Below are 16504 nucleotides of genomic sequence, written 5' to 3' on the forward strand. Positions count from 1 at the left end.
CCTTTCTTTAATGAACTTACTTCACTACCCGCAAGGCAGGCTTTTTCACCGATTTCTTACCCAAACTGGTGGGTGGTGTCGGCTCTGGTGGCTCAGGGGTTTCCTCAGGCTCAAATACCATACCCTGTCCGTTTTCGCGGGCATAGATACCAATAACCGCCCCCACGGGGACCTGTATATCGGTGGGCACGCCGCCAAAGCGCGCATTGAACCTGATGGCATAGTTATCCATCGTCAGGCCAACCACAGCGCTCTCCGAGACATTCAGCACTATCTGTCCGTCATCGTTGACATGCTGCTGGGGTACCAGGACACCAGACAGGTGGGTATCCACCAGGATATAGGGAGTGCACCGGTTATCGGTTATCCACTCATAGAATGCCCGCAAAATATAGGGGCGATTGGATGTCATAGCCGGCTTACTCACAGAAGTATCCTCAACGCATTTCCCGTTCGTACTCAGTCAGGCTCTGCTGGAAAGCCTCGCGAGCGAACAGGCGATCCATATAATCCAGCAGTGGCTTAACCTGCTTGGTTTTGGGCAGGCTGATTTCAAATTGCTCGAGACGCCACAACAGGGGGGCCATGCAGCAATCTACCAGGGAGAACTCTTCATTAAAGAAGTACGGCAACTCGGTAAACATCGGCGCGATGCCCACGAAACTATCGCGCAGTTCCTTCCGGGCGGAAGCTGCATCCTTTCCACCCGCCAGGATCTTATCCACTAACGGACACCAGTCGCGCTCAATGCGGTGCATGATCTGGCGGCTCTGAGCGCGGGCAACCGGGTAAACCGGCAGTAGCGGCGGGTGTGGGAAACGCTCGTCCAGGTATTCCATCATTACCTTGGTTTCAAACAACACCAAATCGCGGTCTACCAGGGTCGGCAACGAATTGTAAGGGTTGAGGTCAGCGAGCTCGGCTGGTTTATCATCGGGATCGACATCAATGATATCGACGGAAACTCCCTTTTCTGCAAGCACAATGCGCACACGGTGGCTGTAGTGGCTGCGACCATCGGAAAAGAAGGTCATTGAGGAGCGCTTGTTGGTAGGCACACCCATGTTCAATCTACCTCAAACTAGTCGGTCGGCAGGCGCCAACCTTTTATTCAAAATATAAAAGGGTGGCGGAGCAACTCCACCACCCATCAAAGAGAAACCGGCGAAACTTAGTGGTGTATGTCTTTCCAGTACTCGCGGTTCAACAGCCAGGCGAAGATAAAGAATACAAAAATAAACGCCAGCACGTAGAAACCAATGCGCTTGCGATCTTCAGCCATAGGCTCGGCAATGTACTCCATAAAGTTAACCAAGTCATACATAGCTTGGTCGAACTCTTCAGGATTCATGGAGCCCTTCACGCTGCCCACCTTCAGGCTGCCACAATCCGCATCCATAATGGGGTTGCCCAGCTCATCGCGCACAATCTTACCGTGGTCGCGCTTAGGGCCGGGAGCACACTCCGGCAAACCCTGCAGCTCCATCAAAACATGGGGCATAGCGACACTGGGGAATACCAGGTTGTTCACACCGGTAGCTCGGCTGTCATCCTTGTAGAAACTGCGGAGATAAGTGTAGAGCCATTCCGGGGAGCGGGAGCGAGCCACCAGCGTCAGGTCCGGCGGCGCAGCACCGAACCATACTTTGGAGTCATCCGGGCGCATGGAGATCTCCATCAGGTTACCGATCTTGTCGTTGCCCAGAACCAGGTTCTGCATCATCAGCTCATTAGGGATATCCAGATCGGTGGCAACGCGCTCCCAACGGGAGTAGTTGGCACTGTGACAGCCCATGCAGTAGTTGACGAAGTACTTGGCACCGCGCTGCAGGGACGGCTTGTCCTGCAGGTCGATATCGATGTGGTCCAGCTCAACGCTGGACTCGGCACCTACCGCCTTAATCGGGATAAGGGTCAGCAGTCCGACAACCACGATACCAATAAACAGGATACCGAAAGTCTTGGCACCAGACGGGCTGGTTACACGCTCAGGCTCCGGGTATACCTCATCGCGGTTAGTAATCCACGGCAGAGCGGCAAAGAAGCCCGCCAGCAGTAGGGTTACCACAGCCATGAAGGTATTCACAGAGAGATTGGCAACGGCCATCCACAGGAACAGCACACCGAAGCCGATGCTTACAACCCAGGAACCAATGCCTTTTTTGCTCTTCGGATTCGTCCAGACCGGCATGGTCAGGAAGAAGGCGAAGTAGAACAGAGTCGCCACCTGAGACAGGAAGTTGCGTTCAGGGGTCGGAGATTTAACACCAAGATAACCGAGGATAATAAATACCGCAGCGAACACCAGCAGCAATGCTTTAGGCAACCAGCCTTTGTAGCGGATGGAACGCACCGGGCTCTTATCCAGCCAGGGCAATACAAACAGCACCGCAATCGCCGCGCCCATAGCAACAGTACCTAGGAATTTAGCCGGCAGAGGGCCAATATCCATAGTTACTGCGCGCAACACAGCATAGAAAGGTGTGAAGTACCAAACCGGGGCAATGTGCGGCGGTGTCTTCAGCGGGTTTGCCTCTTCGAAGTTAGCGTACTCCAGGAAGAAGCCGCCCATCTCGGGGAAGAAGAACACCACGGTTGCGAAGATAAACAGGAATACCGCAATACCAACCAAGTCGTGAACAGAGTAATAGGGATGGAAAGGCACGCCGTCTTTGGGGATACCATTCTCGTCCTTGTTCTTCTTGATCTCGATACCGTCAGGGTTATTGGAGCCCACTTCGTGCAGCGCAAGAATGTGCAACACTACCAACAAGACCAGTACCAGAGGCAGAGCAATGACGTGCAAGGAGAAGAAACGGGTCAGAGTAATACCGGAAATCAGGTAGTCACCACGAATCCACTCCACCAGGGTGTCACCAATACCGGGAATAGCGCCAAACAGGGATACGATCACCTGGGCTCCCCAGTAGGACATCTGGCCCCAGGGCAGTACGTAGCCCATAAAGGCTTCCGCCATCAGCACCAGGTAGATACACATGCCGAAGATCCACACCAGCTCGCGGGGCGGCTTATAAGAGCCGTACATCAGACCGCGGAACATATGTAGATACACCACCACGAAGAAGGCAGACGCACCTGTCGAGTGGAGATAACGTATCAACCAACCCCACTCCACATCGCGCATGATGTATTCAACCGAGGCAAAGGCATCTTCCGCAGAAGGTGTATAGCTCATAACCAACCAGATACCGGTCAGCAGCTGGTTGACCAGCACCAGCAGGGAGAATACGCCGAAGAAGTACCAGAGGTTAAAGTTTTTGGGCGCGTAGTACTTGCCCATGTGCTTATCCCAGGCCTGGTAGATCGGCAGACGCTGATCAACCCAGTCACCGAAATTTGCTAGCCATTTCATGCAGCGCCCTCCTGGTCTACACCAATCACGATTACGTCATCGCTCTCATAGGAATAAGGCGGAACCTCCAGATTGGTAGGCGCCGGAACACCAGCGTATACACGGCCAGCCATATCGTACTTGGAACCGTGACAGGGACAGAAGAAGCCCCCCATCCAGTCGTCACCACCCAGGTCGGCAGCACCGACTTCAGGGCGGTACATCGGCGCACAACCCAGGTGGGTACACAGGCCAACCAGAACCAACAGCTTCGGCTTGATAGAGCGGTTTTCCGGGTTTACATAAGCCGGCTGGATAGACTCCTCGGAATTGGGGTCCCGCAATAGCGGCTCCACCTTTTCCAGGTCTTGCAAAATCTCGTCGGTACGACGGACCACATATACCGGCTTGCCGCGCCACTCAACGGTGACCATCTGGCCCGGCTCAATTTTGCTAATGTTGTACTTAACCGGAGCACCCGCAGCTTTCGCCTTGGCACTCGGCTTCCAGGAAGCGACGAAAGGTACGGCCACCCCAACCGCACCCGCACCACCAACTACAGAGGTAGCAGCGGTTAAGAAACGGCGCCGTCCTACATTTACACCGTCATCACTCATGACGTAGTTCTCCCATCACAGCGATCCCAGACAAGCCGGAAATGCGCTGGCCCAAACCCAAAAAGTCTTGAAAGAAGTCCCGCTCCGGCAGATTGCCCGCGCGAATAAACCCCACAAATCAAGCGGATACAAATCCGCGCAATGTTAAAGAAAATGCCATTTTGATACAAGGCAAAGACCTGGGGAACGTCTGGAATTGCGCGGTGAAATTGCGAGAAATTGAACAATTCCCGGTTGGAAATTCCAAATCACAACTACCGGATAGAAAAAAGCCCGGCAGTTGCCGGGCCAAAAAGAAAGCTTAACGCTTGGAGAATTGCGGCTTCTTACGCGCTTTGCGCAGACCCACTTTCTTACGTTCAACTTCACGGGCGTCGCGGGTAACAAAACCAGCGGCGCGCAGCGGTTGACGCAGCTCCTCATCGTACTGCATCAGGGCGCGGGTCAGGCCGTGACGGATTGCACCCGCCTGACCGAAGGAACCACCACCTTTAACAGTTGCGATGATGTCGAATTTCTCGACCATGTCGACCTTTTCCAGCGGCTGACGCACGATCATGCGAGCCACCTGGCGACCAAAGTATTCGTCCAGACTGCGACCATTTACGCTGATCTTGCCTTCACCGGGTACGATGAATACACGAGCAGTGGAGGTCTTGCGGCGGCCGGTACCGTAGTATTGAGTAGTTGCCATCAGATTTCTTCCCGTTTAGATCGCCAGTTCAATCGGCTGTTGCGCCGCGTGAGGATGTTCACTACCGCCGTATACTTTCAGCTTCTTGAACATGGCGCGACCCAGAGGACCTTTCGGCAGCATGCCTTTAACGGCGCTTTGAATGGTGCGCTCGGGCGCTTTTTCGATCAGCTTTTCGAAGCTGATGGACTTGAGACCACCGGGATAGCCGGAGTGGCTGTGGTAGATCTTGTCTTTGGCCTTATTGCCGGTCACGCGAACCTTCTCGGCATTGATCACAATGATGTAATCGCCAGTGTCCACGTGGGGCGTGTATTCAGGCTTGTGCTTGCCGCGCAGGCGGTGGGCGATCTCGGCGGAAATACGGCCGAGGGTCTTGTCCGCAGCGTCAACAATGTACCAGTCGCGTTTTACCGCTTCTGGCTTGGCACTGTATGTCTTCATGTTATAAACACCTGTAATATGACCCCCTGGTATTAGGGGCCGTCCCACAAAAGAGCGCGGATAGTACAAAAGGAGTGCTCGCTTTTCAAGCGGTTTATACGATGGGGCTATTCCGGGCGGTGCGCCCTTTCCAGGTACTCCCTGGACTGCATTTCCAGTAGGCGACTGACCGTGCGTTCGAACTCAAAACGCAGGTGCTGCCCGCCATAGAGTGTCTCTGCCGGCACCTCCGCAGAGATCACCAGTTTTACGCAACGATCGTAAAATTCATCCACCAGATTGATAAAACGACGCGCCTGGGCATCCATACGCTCATCAAACTTCGGCACCGCCGCCAGAAGAACCGTCTGGAATTCCCGTGCCAGTTCTATGTAATCATTTTGTGAGCGGGGACCATCGCAAAGATCGGTAAAGTTGAACCAGGCAACATCATCCGCCACCTTTAGAGCCCGAATGGGGCGCCCCTCAACCTGCAAGTCCACATTACTGCGCACTTCGCAACCGTCCACGATTAGCCGGGAGAAACTGTTGGACAGGTTTTCGTCTGCCGCCTTATCGAGCGGCGCGTGATAAAGCTCCAACAGCTCCAGAGTACGCAACCGGTAATCGGTGCCGCCATCCACATTCACCACCTTGGTATGGCGCTGTAGAAGGTCGATTGCCGGCAGGAAGCGGGCCCGCTGCAAACCATCCTTATAGAGCCCCTCCGGCACGATATTGGATGTGGCCACCAGCGTTACCCCACGGCGGAACAAGGCCTCCAAAAGGCCCGCTAGGATCATGGCATCGGCAATATCGGACACAAAGAACTCATCAAAGCAGAGCACCCGCACCCTTCGCGCAATCTTCTCGGCCACCCTTTCAAGCGGGTTTTTCTCCCCGGCATACTCTTTCAGATCCTGATGAACCTGGCGCATAAACCTGTGAAAATGGGTGCGCTGCTTCTGCTCAAACGGCAGGGACTCATAGAAGGCATCCATCAGATAGGTCTTACCCCGCCCTACCCCGCCCCAGAAATAGAGGCCCCGCTCAGGACCGACATCGGCGCCGCGCAAGCGTGAAACCAGACTTGCGAGAAAACCCCGCTTAGCCCTGGCCACCAGGCGCAGGTGCAGATCCTGCAATTCCTGAACCGCCGCCCGCTGGGATAGGTCCTCAATAAAGTCAGGGCGCTGCAGGTCGCTCTCATAGCGTTCAAGGGGGGAATGTAAGAGAGGTTTGGCGGGCAACATAGATGAAAATTTCTTCAACAACCGAGTAACAGGCGCGCACTCTATCAAATTCACCACCGAGCCGCCTAGGCGGGGAAGTTGCAATATATAGGTAGTACCCTTAGACCCTACCAATTATCTGATCCCTGTCCGATTCGCCAGCCAATACGGCAATTCGGAACTGGCGGTAAATTGGCGTGTCGCAATTAACCAACAATCTTAATTGTCGGATTAATAATCGCGTATACTGGGCCCGCTAACAGGGGGCGACAGCCACTTGCAGATGGCTACCCAGGGTCCCAAGCAATAATATTGCCCGGGTAACCACCATCCATCACCATGCACCAGGGATCGCCAGTGCCATATAAGAGCAAGTTCGGGAGGTAGGAAGTGCACTCTACATCGGTATTAATTTTAGTTGGCATCCTCGGCATGACGCTGGGTGCTTTCTTGGCCTACCTGGCGATTCGGGGACGCTCAAGTGTCGACCGCACTCAGGAGCTGGAGCAACGCCTGCGCGAGGCCAATAACAAGCTCGAGGATTTTCAGCTACAGGTCAATGAACACTTCGACCAAACCTCTCAATTGGTTCACAACCTGACCGAAAGCTACAAAGAAGTTCACGAATACCTATCCAACAGCGCCTTGAGGCTATCCAATCAGGATATAGGCCGACAAATGCTGGAAGCGGGTAGTGGCAAGCTGAAAGAAGATGACAAGCAACTCCAAGAGATGGGGCCGCCGAAAGATTGGGCGCCCAAAGAACCCGGTGCCAAAGGCACCCTCGACGAGGACTACGGCCTTGAAAAAGAGGCGCATGTAGGCAGCTAACCGCTACATCTTCAAAATTTCTGATCTCACTTTTTCAGTTGAGACTAGGAGAGAGGCAAAGAAAAAGGCGGGGTGACCCGCCTTTTCTCATTGAACCTGAAGAATTACAGGCTCTGGTAATAATCCATCAGGATCTGCGCTACTTCCGGACGGGAGAATTCCGGCGGCGGGGCAATACCATCCCCGAGCATCTCACGCACCTTGGTGCCAGACAGCAGAATAAAGTCTTCTTTGGTGTGATCCGGCACATCACGCATCATTACCACCTTATTGAGCTTCTTTGAGTAAGCGGTGTGGTCGGCACGGAAAATTTCTATTTCCAAAGCACCCTCAGGAACCTTCTCATCGAAAATAGTCTGCGCATCAAAAGCGCCGTAGTAATCTCCAACACCAGCGTGATCGCGACCTACGATCAGGTGGCTACAACCACAGTTCTGGCGGAATAGCGCATGTAGCACGGCTTCACGAGGACCGGCATAGAGCATATCGAAACCATAACCGGTCACCATCACGGTATTGGCCGGGAAGTACAGCTCTACCATCTTGCGAATCGAAGCATCGCGTACCGGCGCCGGAATATCACCGGGTTTCAACTGCCCCAGCAACATGTGAATCAGAACTCCGTCCGCCTCGACGGCTTCAAGGGCCATCTTGCACAGCTCTTCGTGGGCGCGGTGCATGGGATTACGGGTTTGGAAGGCTACTACCTTGCTCCAGCCACGCTCGGCAAATTCGTTGCGAATTTCCACTGCTGTACGGAAGGTATCCGGAAAGTCACTAATAAAGTAACTAAAGTTCAGCACCTCAATCGGGCCTGAGATGAGCTTGCGACCAGCAGACTTAAAGGTGGTTACACCGGGGTGCTTATCATCCAGGGTACCGAAGACCTGTTCGGCCATGGTGTCCATCTGCTCATCGGAAACGGTTTCGATCGCTTCCACGTCCATTACCGCCAATACAGGATTGCCTTCAACATTCGGGTCACGCAAGGCAATTCGAGACGCGCCCTCAATTGCGCTGGTGTCTTCAACAACATTCAGCACTGGTACCGGCCAAAACAAACCATCGACTGTGCGCAGGGTGGCAGCCACACTCAGGGCATCGGCAAGATTCATATAACCGTGCAAGGGATTGAAGTAGCCCGCTCCCAGCATGACTGAGTTGGCGGCAGCGGCAGAGCTGACCACAATAGAGGGCAACGACTCCGCTTCATGCATCAACTGGTGATGCCGCTCGCTGTCATAAACAAAGCGAGGCTGCAGCTCAACACTGCCGTGGGGACGAACTAAGGACATTTTGGTCTCCAAATACAAAATTTGCCGGTTAGTCAATTATCGACTGGCTATTATACGCATCTGCACAGACTGACCAATGTCAAACCGATACAGAGAGGGCAGTATAGACCGCAGCTCTTTGGAGCTCGGCCGGCACAGGGAATACCGGCAACCAAAGATCCACCCCAACAACAAATACTGCACCAAGCCTTTACGTCATCAAGGGCGCATTTTCAAATAGCGACGTATTGCTTAAACTGCAACCCCACAGAGAAGAGCCTGTGAAATACAAACCTCCAATAAGTATCAAGGGCTAATAACAGTAATCGTGAAATAGGGAGAAAGCACAGAGGAGCAACACCAAACTTTTGCGCAGATACTTCCAATCAATCCCATAGAACAGCTAAGAGGCTTTTGAAAGATTGGAGATTGATTTAGAGATACCCGTAAGATTGCTTGGAGAATTTACGGTAAATATTGATAGGGCTGCTCTGAATACTAGCCCTCTATGAATACAGGGCACCCAAGAATAGATAGTCAATAAGCATTACAGCGGCCCACTCATGGAGGCTATGGCTGAGCACCTACTTTACACACTCCGAATAACTCTTCATCGATTCCGCTGTGGCACTAACAAAACAACAGCAGGCTCCCTTCTCGGCGAATCCCCAACAAGACGTGTGTATAATCAGCGCAAAGAGGAGTCTCGAGTGTCCCAAAATCGCTTTTTACAGGATTGGGCCCTGCCTGCCCTGATCGGCTTGGCTATGGCCGCCCTGCTATTGGTTATATTTCCGCAACTGCGTGGCGTAAACCCCAAACCCTTCCAGGAGGATTGGCAGGGGCCGGTATCCTATGCCCAGGCGGTGAATATGGCTGGGCCCGCCGTAGTCAACATTTATACCCGCATGGCCCTGCCACAGCGGCAACACCCGTTATTTAATGACCCCCTTTTTCGCCGTTTGTTCGATAACATGAACGTCCCACAAAGAGAGCGCATGCAGTCAAACCTGGGCTCCGGGGTTATCGTCAGTGACAATGGCTATATTCTCACCAACCACCATGTGGTCGACCAGGCAGACGCGATCGTCATTCTGCTGGCCGATGGTCGCGAGGCGCAGGCGCGCATGGTTGGCAGTGATGCTGACTTTGACCTTGCGGTTTTGAAAATTGAACTGGACGGCCTCACTTCTATCTCGGTTGGCGAGCCCGAAGCTGCCCAGGTAGGTGATGTGGTACTGGCAATCGGCAACCCCTTTGGAGTCGGTCAAACTGTGACCCAAGGCATTATCAGTGCCAAAGGGCGCCACCTGGAAAACTCCGGCACTGGCAGCCACCTGCAGAACTTCCTGCAAACTGACGCAGCAGTGAATCCCGGCAACTCTGGCGGGGCACTGGTGGATTCCCGTGGGCGCCTGCTCGGTATCAACACCTCAATCCTGAACCAGTCTGGCTATTCCGGCGGAATCAGCTTTGCTATTCCCGCCAATATCGCCTTCAAAGTGATGCAGGACATCATCGCCTACGGCCGTGTTGTACCCGGCTGGTTAGGCATTGAGGCCAGCGCGATCAGCCCACAGATGGCCAAGGAGTTCAACCTCGCCTCCACCGGAGGGGTTATGATCACTGCTATCTACAATGAAAGCCCTGCCCACAATGCTGGGCTCAAGCCCGGGGACGTGATCACCCATATCGATGGGCTGCCTATAGGCGATGGAAAACAGGGCGAAGCCACCATGGCCACCCTGCGACCTGGAGACACCATCTCCATCACTTTCACTCGTGAGGGGGCATCCCATACCGTGGAGGCGACAGTGTCAGTCAAACCAGATACGACAACCCCCGCAGAGTAATCCTTTAAGAAGCAAGGAAGCCAAGTTATGCGCGCAATCACGCTATCCCTTCTCCTGGTTTTGGCAGCCGCACAGTCTAGAGCCGATGACAGGGAGGAGCTCCAAAAACTGCTGCACCACTTTATCGACAATGCCGCTAGCAATGCAGAAGCCCATCAACGCTTTTGGGCCGAGGACCTTATCTACACCAGCTCCGCAGGCAAGCGATTTGGCAAAGAGCAAATCATGCAGGGCATGGAAAAGGGCGCAGATGAGCCGATGACGGTAAGTTACGCTGCGGAAGATGTCGATATCCGCCTGCTGGGAGATACGGCAGTAGTGGCATTCAAATTGGTAGCCAACGATAGCGACAAAGGGGAGAAAAATTATTACTTCAACACGGGCACCTTTGTAAAACGCCAGGGAGATTGGTATGTGCTCGCCTGGCAGGCAACCCAAATTCCCGAAGAAGGGAGCAAGCCAAAAAATTAGTGGACTGCGCGGGCGAGGCTAGTTCCCGGCCTGCCTCTCGCGCCAGCTCTCACGAACATTGGCCATAAAACGGGACTCACTAGGAACATTCGCCTTGGCAATTAATCCCCGTGCAAAAGCCTCAACTTCTTCCCTACCTCTCCCCTCACCGGAAAAAGAGGCTCGCACCTTAATAAACTTATCCTGGCGCACAAATAGATAGGTGTGGGTATCAAAGCGCTCCCCGTCTGCGGCAAGAAAATAACCTGAGAGCCTGGTTACAGGCAGATCCTGCCCCTCGACATACCAGGTTTCAGAGGCTTCTTCGTTGAGATCCAGCGCCTGCCACTGCGCCTCTTTCTCCACTAAGTGCAACTCCTGGCGAACCCTATCCAACTCCCGCACCTGTGCAAGCTGCAGATCCCCCCATTCCCAATTTGGGATTGGGTAGACAAACACATCGACCGAGTCGAACTGAAATTGACGGTGCACATAGCGTGTCTGGACACCAAATAAAGGATGACTGGCAAGCACCAGCGGATTGCTCACATACTCGCCGACCGACTCAGGCAAATTAAGAGTCCCGTGGTAATCACTCGCCCCAATTGACTGATAGAGATATTCCGGCTCCATTGCCCCATCGCCTTGCAAATGCGATATCAACTGAGCTGCAACCACCTTGGCTAAATCTCGCTTCGCATTGGCAGGAGAGCTCAACAGACTGATTGTTGTTGTGAATGGAAATTCCAGTTGGTAGCGCTTTAAGGGCAGGCCATGCCAAGTCAAGATTGCATCTACATGGATGTCCCGGGTAGTTCGCACAGGAGCCAGCATCATGGTGGCACCAGCAATCACCGCCTCACCGATATCCCCTATACCCTCTTCGGAATATCCAGCTGAGCTTACCAATAATTGATAGGGAACATCGTCATTGCCGAAATGCACAGAATGAAAAACGGTGGAGGCCTCCAACTCGTTAAACAATTCCGTGTAATCCACTACATCGTATTGGCAGTGTTTAAGTAAAGAGCTTTCAGAATAGTCATTACAGCGCCGTTCAAAATCCTCTTCAGGCATCTTGGCAAAGAGGGATAAAGAGGGAAGACTTTGCTCCGCATTAGCATACTCTGCCACGTTATTTTCATCAGTTGTCACACAACCAAACAACGACAGGACGGCCAAACACAGAAATAGTTTACGCATGATGTACCTTACTGGTGCCAGATACTGCAACAAGGTGAACGCTTACTTCTTGACCCGAAAGGCGGCAGATCGAGCATGGGCTTCCAACCCCTCACCCCGTGCGAGAGTGGCAGCCACACGACCGAGCTGATCGGCTCCTTGCGGAGAACAAAAAATAATCGAACTGCGCTTCTGAAAATCGTAAACACCCAAGGGCGAAGAGAATCGCGCTGTACCACTGGTAGGTAATACATGATTGGGGCCAGCACAATAGTCCCCCAGAGCTTCTGCAGTATAGCGGCCCAGGAAAATCGCACCGGCATGGCGAATTTTCGGTAGTAGAGATTCTGGATCGGCTACGGAAACTTCCAAATGCTCGGGAGCAATGCGGTTGGAGATTTTCATTGCCTGCTCAAGGGAATCCACCAGGATCAGAGCACCGCGATCGAGAAGAGACTTGGCCGCTATTGATGCGCGTGGCAATTCTGCCAGCTGACGTTGCAGAGAGGACTCCACCGCATCGAGAAATTCAGCATCGGGACACAACAAGATGGATTGTGCCTGTTCGTCGTGTTCGGCCTGGGACAACAAATCCATTGCGATCCAGTCCGGATCGGTAGCGCCATCACAAATAACTAAAATCTCCGAAGGTCCAGCGATCATATCGATCGCCACATGACCAAAGACCGAGCGCTTAGCGCTAGCCACATAAATATTGCCAGGACCGACTATCTTATCTACCGGGGCAATTGTCTCGGTGCCATAGGCCAGCGCAGCCACGGCTTGTGCGCCACCGATAGTGAGTACTCGATCCACCCCGGCAATAGCCGCTGCGGCCAATACCAAATCACTGATCTCACCCTCAGGAGCTGGAACCACCATGGTCACTGAATCCACACCAGCTACCTTGGCCGGTATAGCATTCATTAACACAGAAGACGGATAACTGGCTTTGCCACCGGGCACGTAAATGCCAACGCGTTCCATCGGGGTAATCTGTTGGCCGAGTACCGTGCCATCTGCCTCGGTATAACGCCAGGACTCCTGCTTCTGATGCTCGTGATACTCGCGCACGCGCCGGGCGGATATTTCCAGGGCTTCGCGCTCCTCTGAGCCGATACGCCTAAGGGCCTCACCCAGTACCTGCGGCGTTAACAAAAAGTCTTCTGCCTGAGTAAGATGACGACGGTCAAAGCGATTGGTGTATTCGATAACCGCAGCATCACCGCGAGTGCGCACCTGCTGCAGGATCTCAGCAACCGTTGCCTCAACCCGCTCATTGGCGACTGCCTCCCAAGCGAGCAGTTGCTTTAGTTGCCCATCAAAATTTGTGTCAGTGGCATTCAGCCGGCGAATAACCTTGCTAGTCATAACTTCAAAATCTTCTAGTTTTGCGCGACAGCCGCCGACAACTTTTCGATCAGCTCACTAATGGGCTGATACTTCATCTTCATTGCAGCCTTATTGACGATCAAGCGACTACTGATATGTGCGATCATTTCGCGGGCCTCCAGGCCATTGGCCTTTAAGGTATTACCGCTATCGACAATATCCACAATCTCATCGGCCAGATCCATCAGCGGTGCTAGCTCCATGGCACCATACAATTTAATGATGTCTGCCTGCCTTCCCTGAGCCGCATAATGACGCTTGGCGCTCTCAACAAATTTCGTCGCCACTTTGATCCGCCCTGTTGGCAGGGCAGCCCCCTTCACTCCCGCAGTCATCAAACGACAGCGAGCGATACCCAAATCCAGGGGCTCATAGATGCCATCGGCGCGATACTCCAGCAGAGTATCTTTGCCGGCAACGCCCATATCCGCGGCGCCATGCTGCACATAAGTAGGAACATCAACACCGCGCAGGAGGAGCAGGCGCACCCCCTCGCAGTTGGTAGGGAAGATCAACTTACGACTTTTCCCCAGGTCTTCGAGTGGTTCCAGGCCCGCCGCTGCGAGTAAAGGTAGAGTTTCTTGCAGGATGCGCCCCTTGGTCAGGGCGATAGTGATTTGCATAGTCATTATTAAAGCCGGCTTATTTTCGAGGGCCGCCCTTAGCAAAAGGCGGCCGCCTCAATTTGCTAACCAGGCACTCGGCGAATATTCGCCCCCAGTTGCTGTAATTTTTCCTCGATACACTCATAACCCCGGTCGATATGGTAAATACGATCGACCGTGGTAGTACCTTCAGCCACCATTCCCGCAATCACCAAACTTGCCGAAGCGCGTAAATCCGAAGCCATCACGGGTGCCCCTTTAAGCTTTTCGACACCGGTGACAAACGCCGTATTGCCCTCAAGAGTGATATCCGCGCCCATACGATTCAACTCGTGTACTTGTATCAGGCGATTCTCAAAAATGGTCTCCACCACTGCGGCCTTGCCCTCGGCGACGGCATTCATAGCGGTAAACTGCGACTGCATATCAGTGGGAAACGCCGGGTAAGGTGCGGTACGGAAGCTGACCGCCTTGGGGCGATTACCCTTCATATCCAACTCAATCCAGTCGTCACCGCAGCTCAGATGCGCTCCCGCCTCTTCAAACTTTAACAGTACTGCATCGAGGATATCCGCGCGCGTGTGTAGAAGGCGAACCTTGCCGCGAGCTGCAGCCGCCGCTGCGAGGAAGGTACCGGTTTCGATACGATCTGGCATAACACTGAAGGTGCATGGAGCCAGCTTGGGAACACCGTGAATACGCATGGTGTCAGTGCCAACACCTTCTATCTGAGCACCCATGGCAATCAGGAATTCCGCCAGATCGACGATCTCGGGTTCGCGCGCTGCGTTGTGTAATACCGTGGTGCCTTCGGCTAAGACCGCGGCCATCAGTAGGTTTTCCGTACCGCCTACAGTGACCTTCTCCATAACGATATTGGCGCCTTTAAGACGGCCGTTAGAGCGGGCCCGGATAAAGCCACCATCAATCGTTATTTCGGCGCCCATCGCCTCTAACCCTTTCAGGTGGATATCCACCGGGCGACTGCCGATAGCGCAGCCACCGGGGAAAGAGACATTGGCGACACCGTGGCGGGCCAGCAGCGGGCCCAACACCAAAATCGAGGCGCGCATGGTTTTTACCAACTCGTAGGGCGCCGTCAGATCGTTGACCGAACGGGGGTCTATTTCTACACCCAGCTTCTCATCAACCGTGATATCACACCCCATACAGCGCAGCAGGGTAATCATCGTAGTGATGTCATTAAGGTGTGGCAGGTTGTGAATATGCACCGGACCATCAGCCAAAAGTGCTGCGGCCAAAATTGGCAGTGCAGAATTCTTTGCACCAGAGATTCGCAGGGTGCCGGAAATTGGACTACCACCCTCTATTATTAACTTATCCATTCGGTCTCATATTTCGGGGGTCGCCTGGATACAGGCGACAGGTTATCGACTGGCTTCTTCTGGAGTAAGGGTCTGCATTTGCACGGCATGCAAGGTGCCGTCAGCAATTTTGTCATTTAGCGCGGCATAAACCAGCTGCTGCTTTTTCAAGCGGCTCAGACCTTCGAAAGCACTACTCACCACAGTTACCATCAGGTGACTACCTTCAAAGGCGACGTCGACATTACTCTCGGGGATATGACCCTCAATGAGGGCTTTGATTTCATCTGGTTGCATAGGAGGGATTTGCGTTAGTTGAAAAACAGCACGCAAGTGTACTTGAATCGAGGAGGGTGCGCAGCTGCGCACCCTGAAGTTCGCCGACTAGCTCACTTTATCGGCAACATCCTGCCCGGCGGACCAGTTGGAGATTACCTTATCGATATCCCCGTAGGACTGCATAGACTGGGAAAACTGGCTGCGGAAAGTTTTACCTAAATTAACGCCATTCAAGATAACGTTGATCAGTTTCCACTCACCTGCACGGTTGCGCACCAGGGTGTAGGAGACTTTGGTGATACCTTCCTTGCTGCGCACTTCCTGCAAAACATTAACCCGGTTACCGCTAGGTAAAGTCCCAGGGTTTACCACTTTCACATCGAGGTCGCCAAAATTCGCCACACCGCGGGCAAATGTTGCCACCAGGTCCCGACGGAAAGTGCTGGCAAAGCGGGAGCGTTGGGTCGCGGTAGCCTGCTTGGCATAACGCCCCATAACACCGCGCGCAATAAAGTCAAAGTCCACCACCGGGGTCAACACGCCCTCAACGGCGTTGTAGTACCTCTGCGGGTCAGAGTTGGCATATTGGGCATTTGAGCGAATGACACCCAGCAGCTTTTGGGAAACCCCCTCAATCATTACATAAGGGTTTTGATCGGCATTCGCAGCGGGGACCACAGCAGACACCAATGCTGCGCAAAGTACAAATCTTAGCCATCGGGAAAACCCGTACCGACCAATCCAAAATGATGTATTCACAAATACTCTCCAATTAGCAAATCATTCCTTGGACGCACACAGCGTAAATAAGTGCCATGACGAGACTGCTGGCATTTCTCCCCAGAAGTGGGGATTTGTCGTTCATCCGCTGAGTGACATAGCTGACAGCAGCGGCGGCAGACTATACCATGACCGCGCCCGGTGGTGTGGCAGTGTACGAGCGTGTCATTTGGCATCCCCTATCGACCAGCCTTCCTACACGCTTTTAAGCTGTT

General features: G+C 53.4%; 17 protein-coding genes. 3 read left to right on the top strand and 14 right to left on the bottom strand.

What is annotated here, in order from left to right:
• Positions 1 to 16: 16 nt before the first annotated feature.
• The 7 genes from FIU95_RS15070 to zapE form a co-directional block, all read right to left on the bottom strand.
• A complete protein-coding gene (locus tag FIU95_RS15070; RefSeq protein WP_152456408.1) occupies positions 17 to 412 on the bottom strand; it encodes a ClpXP protease specificity-enhancing factor in 396 nt (131 codons plus the stop codon).
• Between the two features lie 25 nt (positions 413 to 437).
• Entirely contained in the window at positions 438 to 1064 is a 627-nt protein-coding gene (locus tag FIU95_RS15075; protein WP_152454548.1) for a glutathione S-transferase N-terminal domain-containing protein, read from the bottom strand.
• A 107-nt stretch (positions 1065 to 1171) separates the two neighbouring features.
• A complete protein-coding gene (locus tag FIU95_RS15080; RefSeq protein ID WP_152454549.1) occupies positions 1172 to 3373 on the bottom strand; it encodes a ubiquinol-cytochrome c reductase in 2202 nt (733 codons plus the stop codon).
• Positions 3370 to 3969: a ubiquinol-cytochrome c reductase iron-sulfur subunit gene (gene petA, locus FIU95_RS15085; RefSeq protein ID WP_152454550.1), complete on the bottom strand. Its 600-nt coding sequence runs from the start codon at positions 3967 to 3969 to the stop codon at positions 3370 to 3372. Before petA ends, FIU95_RS15080 begins: the two co-directional genes overlap by 4 nt.
• A 301-nt stretch (positions 3970 to 4270) precedes the next feature.
• Positions 4271 to 4663 (bottom strand): 30S ribosomal protein S9, encoded by a 393-nt coding sequence (rpsI, locus tag FIU95_RS15090; RefSeq protein ID WP_152454551.1) that lies wholly within the window; start codon positions 4661 to 4663, stop codon positions 4271 to 4273.
• 15 nt (positions 4664 to 4678) lie between these two features.
• Entirely contained in the window at positions 4679 to 5107 is a 429-nt protein-coding gene (gene rplM, locus FIU95_RS15095) for a 50S ribosomal protein L13 (protein ID WP_152454552.1), read from the bottom strand.
• A gap of 107 nt (positions 5108 to 5214) precedes the next feature.
• On the bottom strand, positions 5215 to 6339 hold the full coding sequence (zapE, locus tag FIU95_RS15100; RefSeq protein ID WP_152454553.1) for a cell division protein ZapE: 1125 nt from the start codon (positions 6337 to 6339) through the stop codon (positions 5215 to 5217).
• Between the two features lie 369 nt (positions 6340 to 6708).
• Between zapE and FIU95_RS15105 the strand changes: the two genes are divergently transcribed.
• Complete coding sequence (locus FIU95_RS15105) at positions 6709 to 7149, top strand: YhcB family protein (RefSeq protein WP_152454554.1); 441 nt, start codon at positions 6709 to 6711, stop codon at positions 7147 to 7149.
• 104 nt (positions 7150 to 7253) lie between these two features.
• On the opposite strand, the gene sat is transcribed toward FIU95_RS15105, so the two are convergent.
• Entirely contained in the window at positions 7254 to 8444 is a 1191-nt protein-coding gene (sat, locus tag FIU95_RS15110) for a sulfate adenylyltransferase (RefSeq protein ID WP_152454555.1), read from the bottom strand.
• 689 nt (positions 8445 to 9133) lie between these two features.
• Here sat and FIU95_RS15115 point away from each other — a divergent pair.
• Complete coding sequence (locus FIU95_RS15115; protein WP_172975421.1) at positions 9134 to 10276, top strand: trypsin-like peptidase domain-containing protein; 1143 nt, start codon at positions 9134 to 9136, stop codon at positions 10274 to 10276.
• Between the two features lie 27 nt (positions 10277 to 10303).
• Entirely contained in the window at positions 10304 to 10747 is a 444-nt protein-coding gene (locus FIU95_RS15120) for a nuclear transport factor 2 family protein (protein ID WP_152454556.1), read from the top strand.
• 18 nt (positions 10748 to 10765) lie between these two features.
• Here the strand turns inward: FIU95_RS15120 and FIU95_RS15125 are convergent, their stop codons facing one another.
• From FIU95_RS15125 to FIU95_RS15150, 6 genes are all read right to left on the bottom strand, one after another.
• Positions 10766 to 11929, bottom strand: coding sequence for a hypothetical protein (locus FIU95_RS15125; protein WP_152454557.1), 1164 nt, complete (start codon positions 11927 to 11929; stop codon positions 10766 to 10768).
• Between the two features lie 42 nt (positions 11930 to 11971).
• Entirely contained in the window at positions 11972 to 13279 is a 1308-nt protein-coding gene (gene hisD / locus FIU95_RS15130) for a histidinol dehydrogenase (RefSeq protein WP_152454558.1), read from the bottom strand.
• A 14-nt stretch (positions 13280 to 13293) separates the two neighbouring features.
• On the bottom strand, positions 13294 to 13929 hold the full coding sequence (hisG, locus tag FIU95_RS15135; RefSeq protein ID WP_152454559.1) for an ATP phosphoribosyltransferase: 636 nt from the start codon (positions 13927 to 13929) through the stop codon (positions 13294 to 13296).
• A 59-nt stretch (positions 13930 to 13988) separates the two neighbouring features.
• A complete protein-coding gene (gene murA, locus FIU95_RS15140; RefSeq protein WP_152454560.1) occupies positions 13989 to 15251 on the bottom strand; it encodes a UDP-N-acetylglucosamine 1-carboxyvinyltransferase in 1263 nt (420 codons plus the stop codon).
• Positions 15252 to 15293: 42 nt separating this feature from the next.
• Complete coding sequence (locus FIU95_RS15145; RefSeq protein WP_152454561.1) at positions 15294 to 15527, bottom strand: BolA family protein; 234 nt, start codon at positions 15525 to 15527, stop codon at positions 15294 to 15296.
• A gap of 87 nt (positions 15528 to 15614) precedes the next feature.
• On the bottom strand, positions 15615 to 16268 hold the full coding sequence (locus FIU95_RS15150; protein WP_152454562.1) for a phospholipid-binding protein MlaC: 654 nt from the start codon (positions 16266 to 16268) through the stop codon (positions 15615 to 15617).
• Positions 16269 to 16504: the final 236 nt, after the last annotated feature.

This window comes from Microbulbifer sp. THAF38, assembly GCF_009363535.1.
Classification (GTDB): Bacteria; Pseudomonadota; Gammaproteobacteria; order Pseudomonadales; family Cellvibrionaceae; genus Microbulbifer.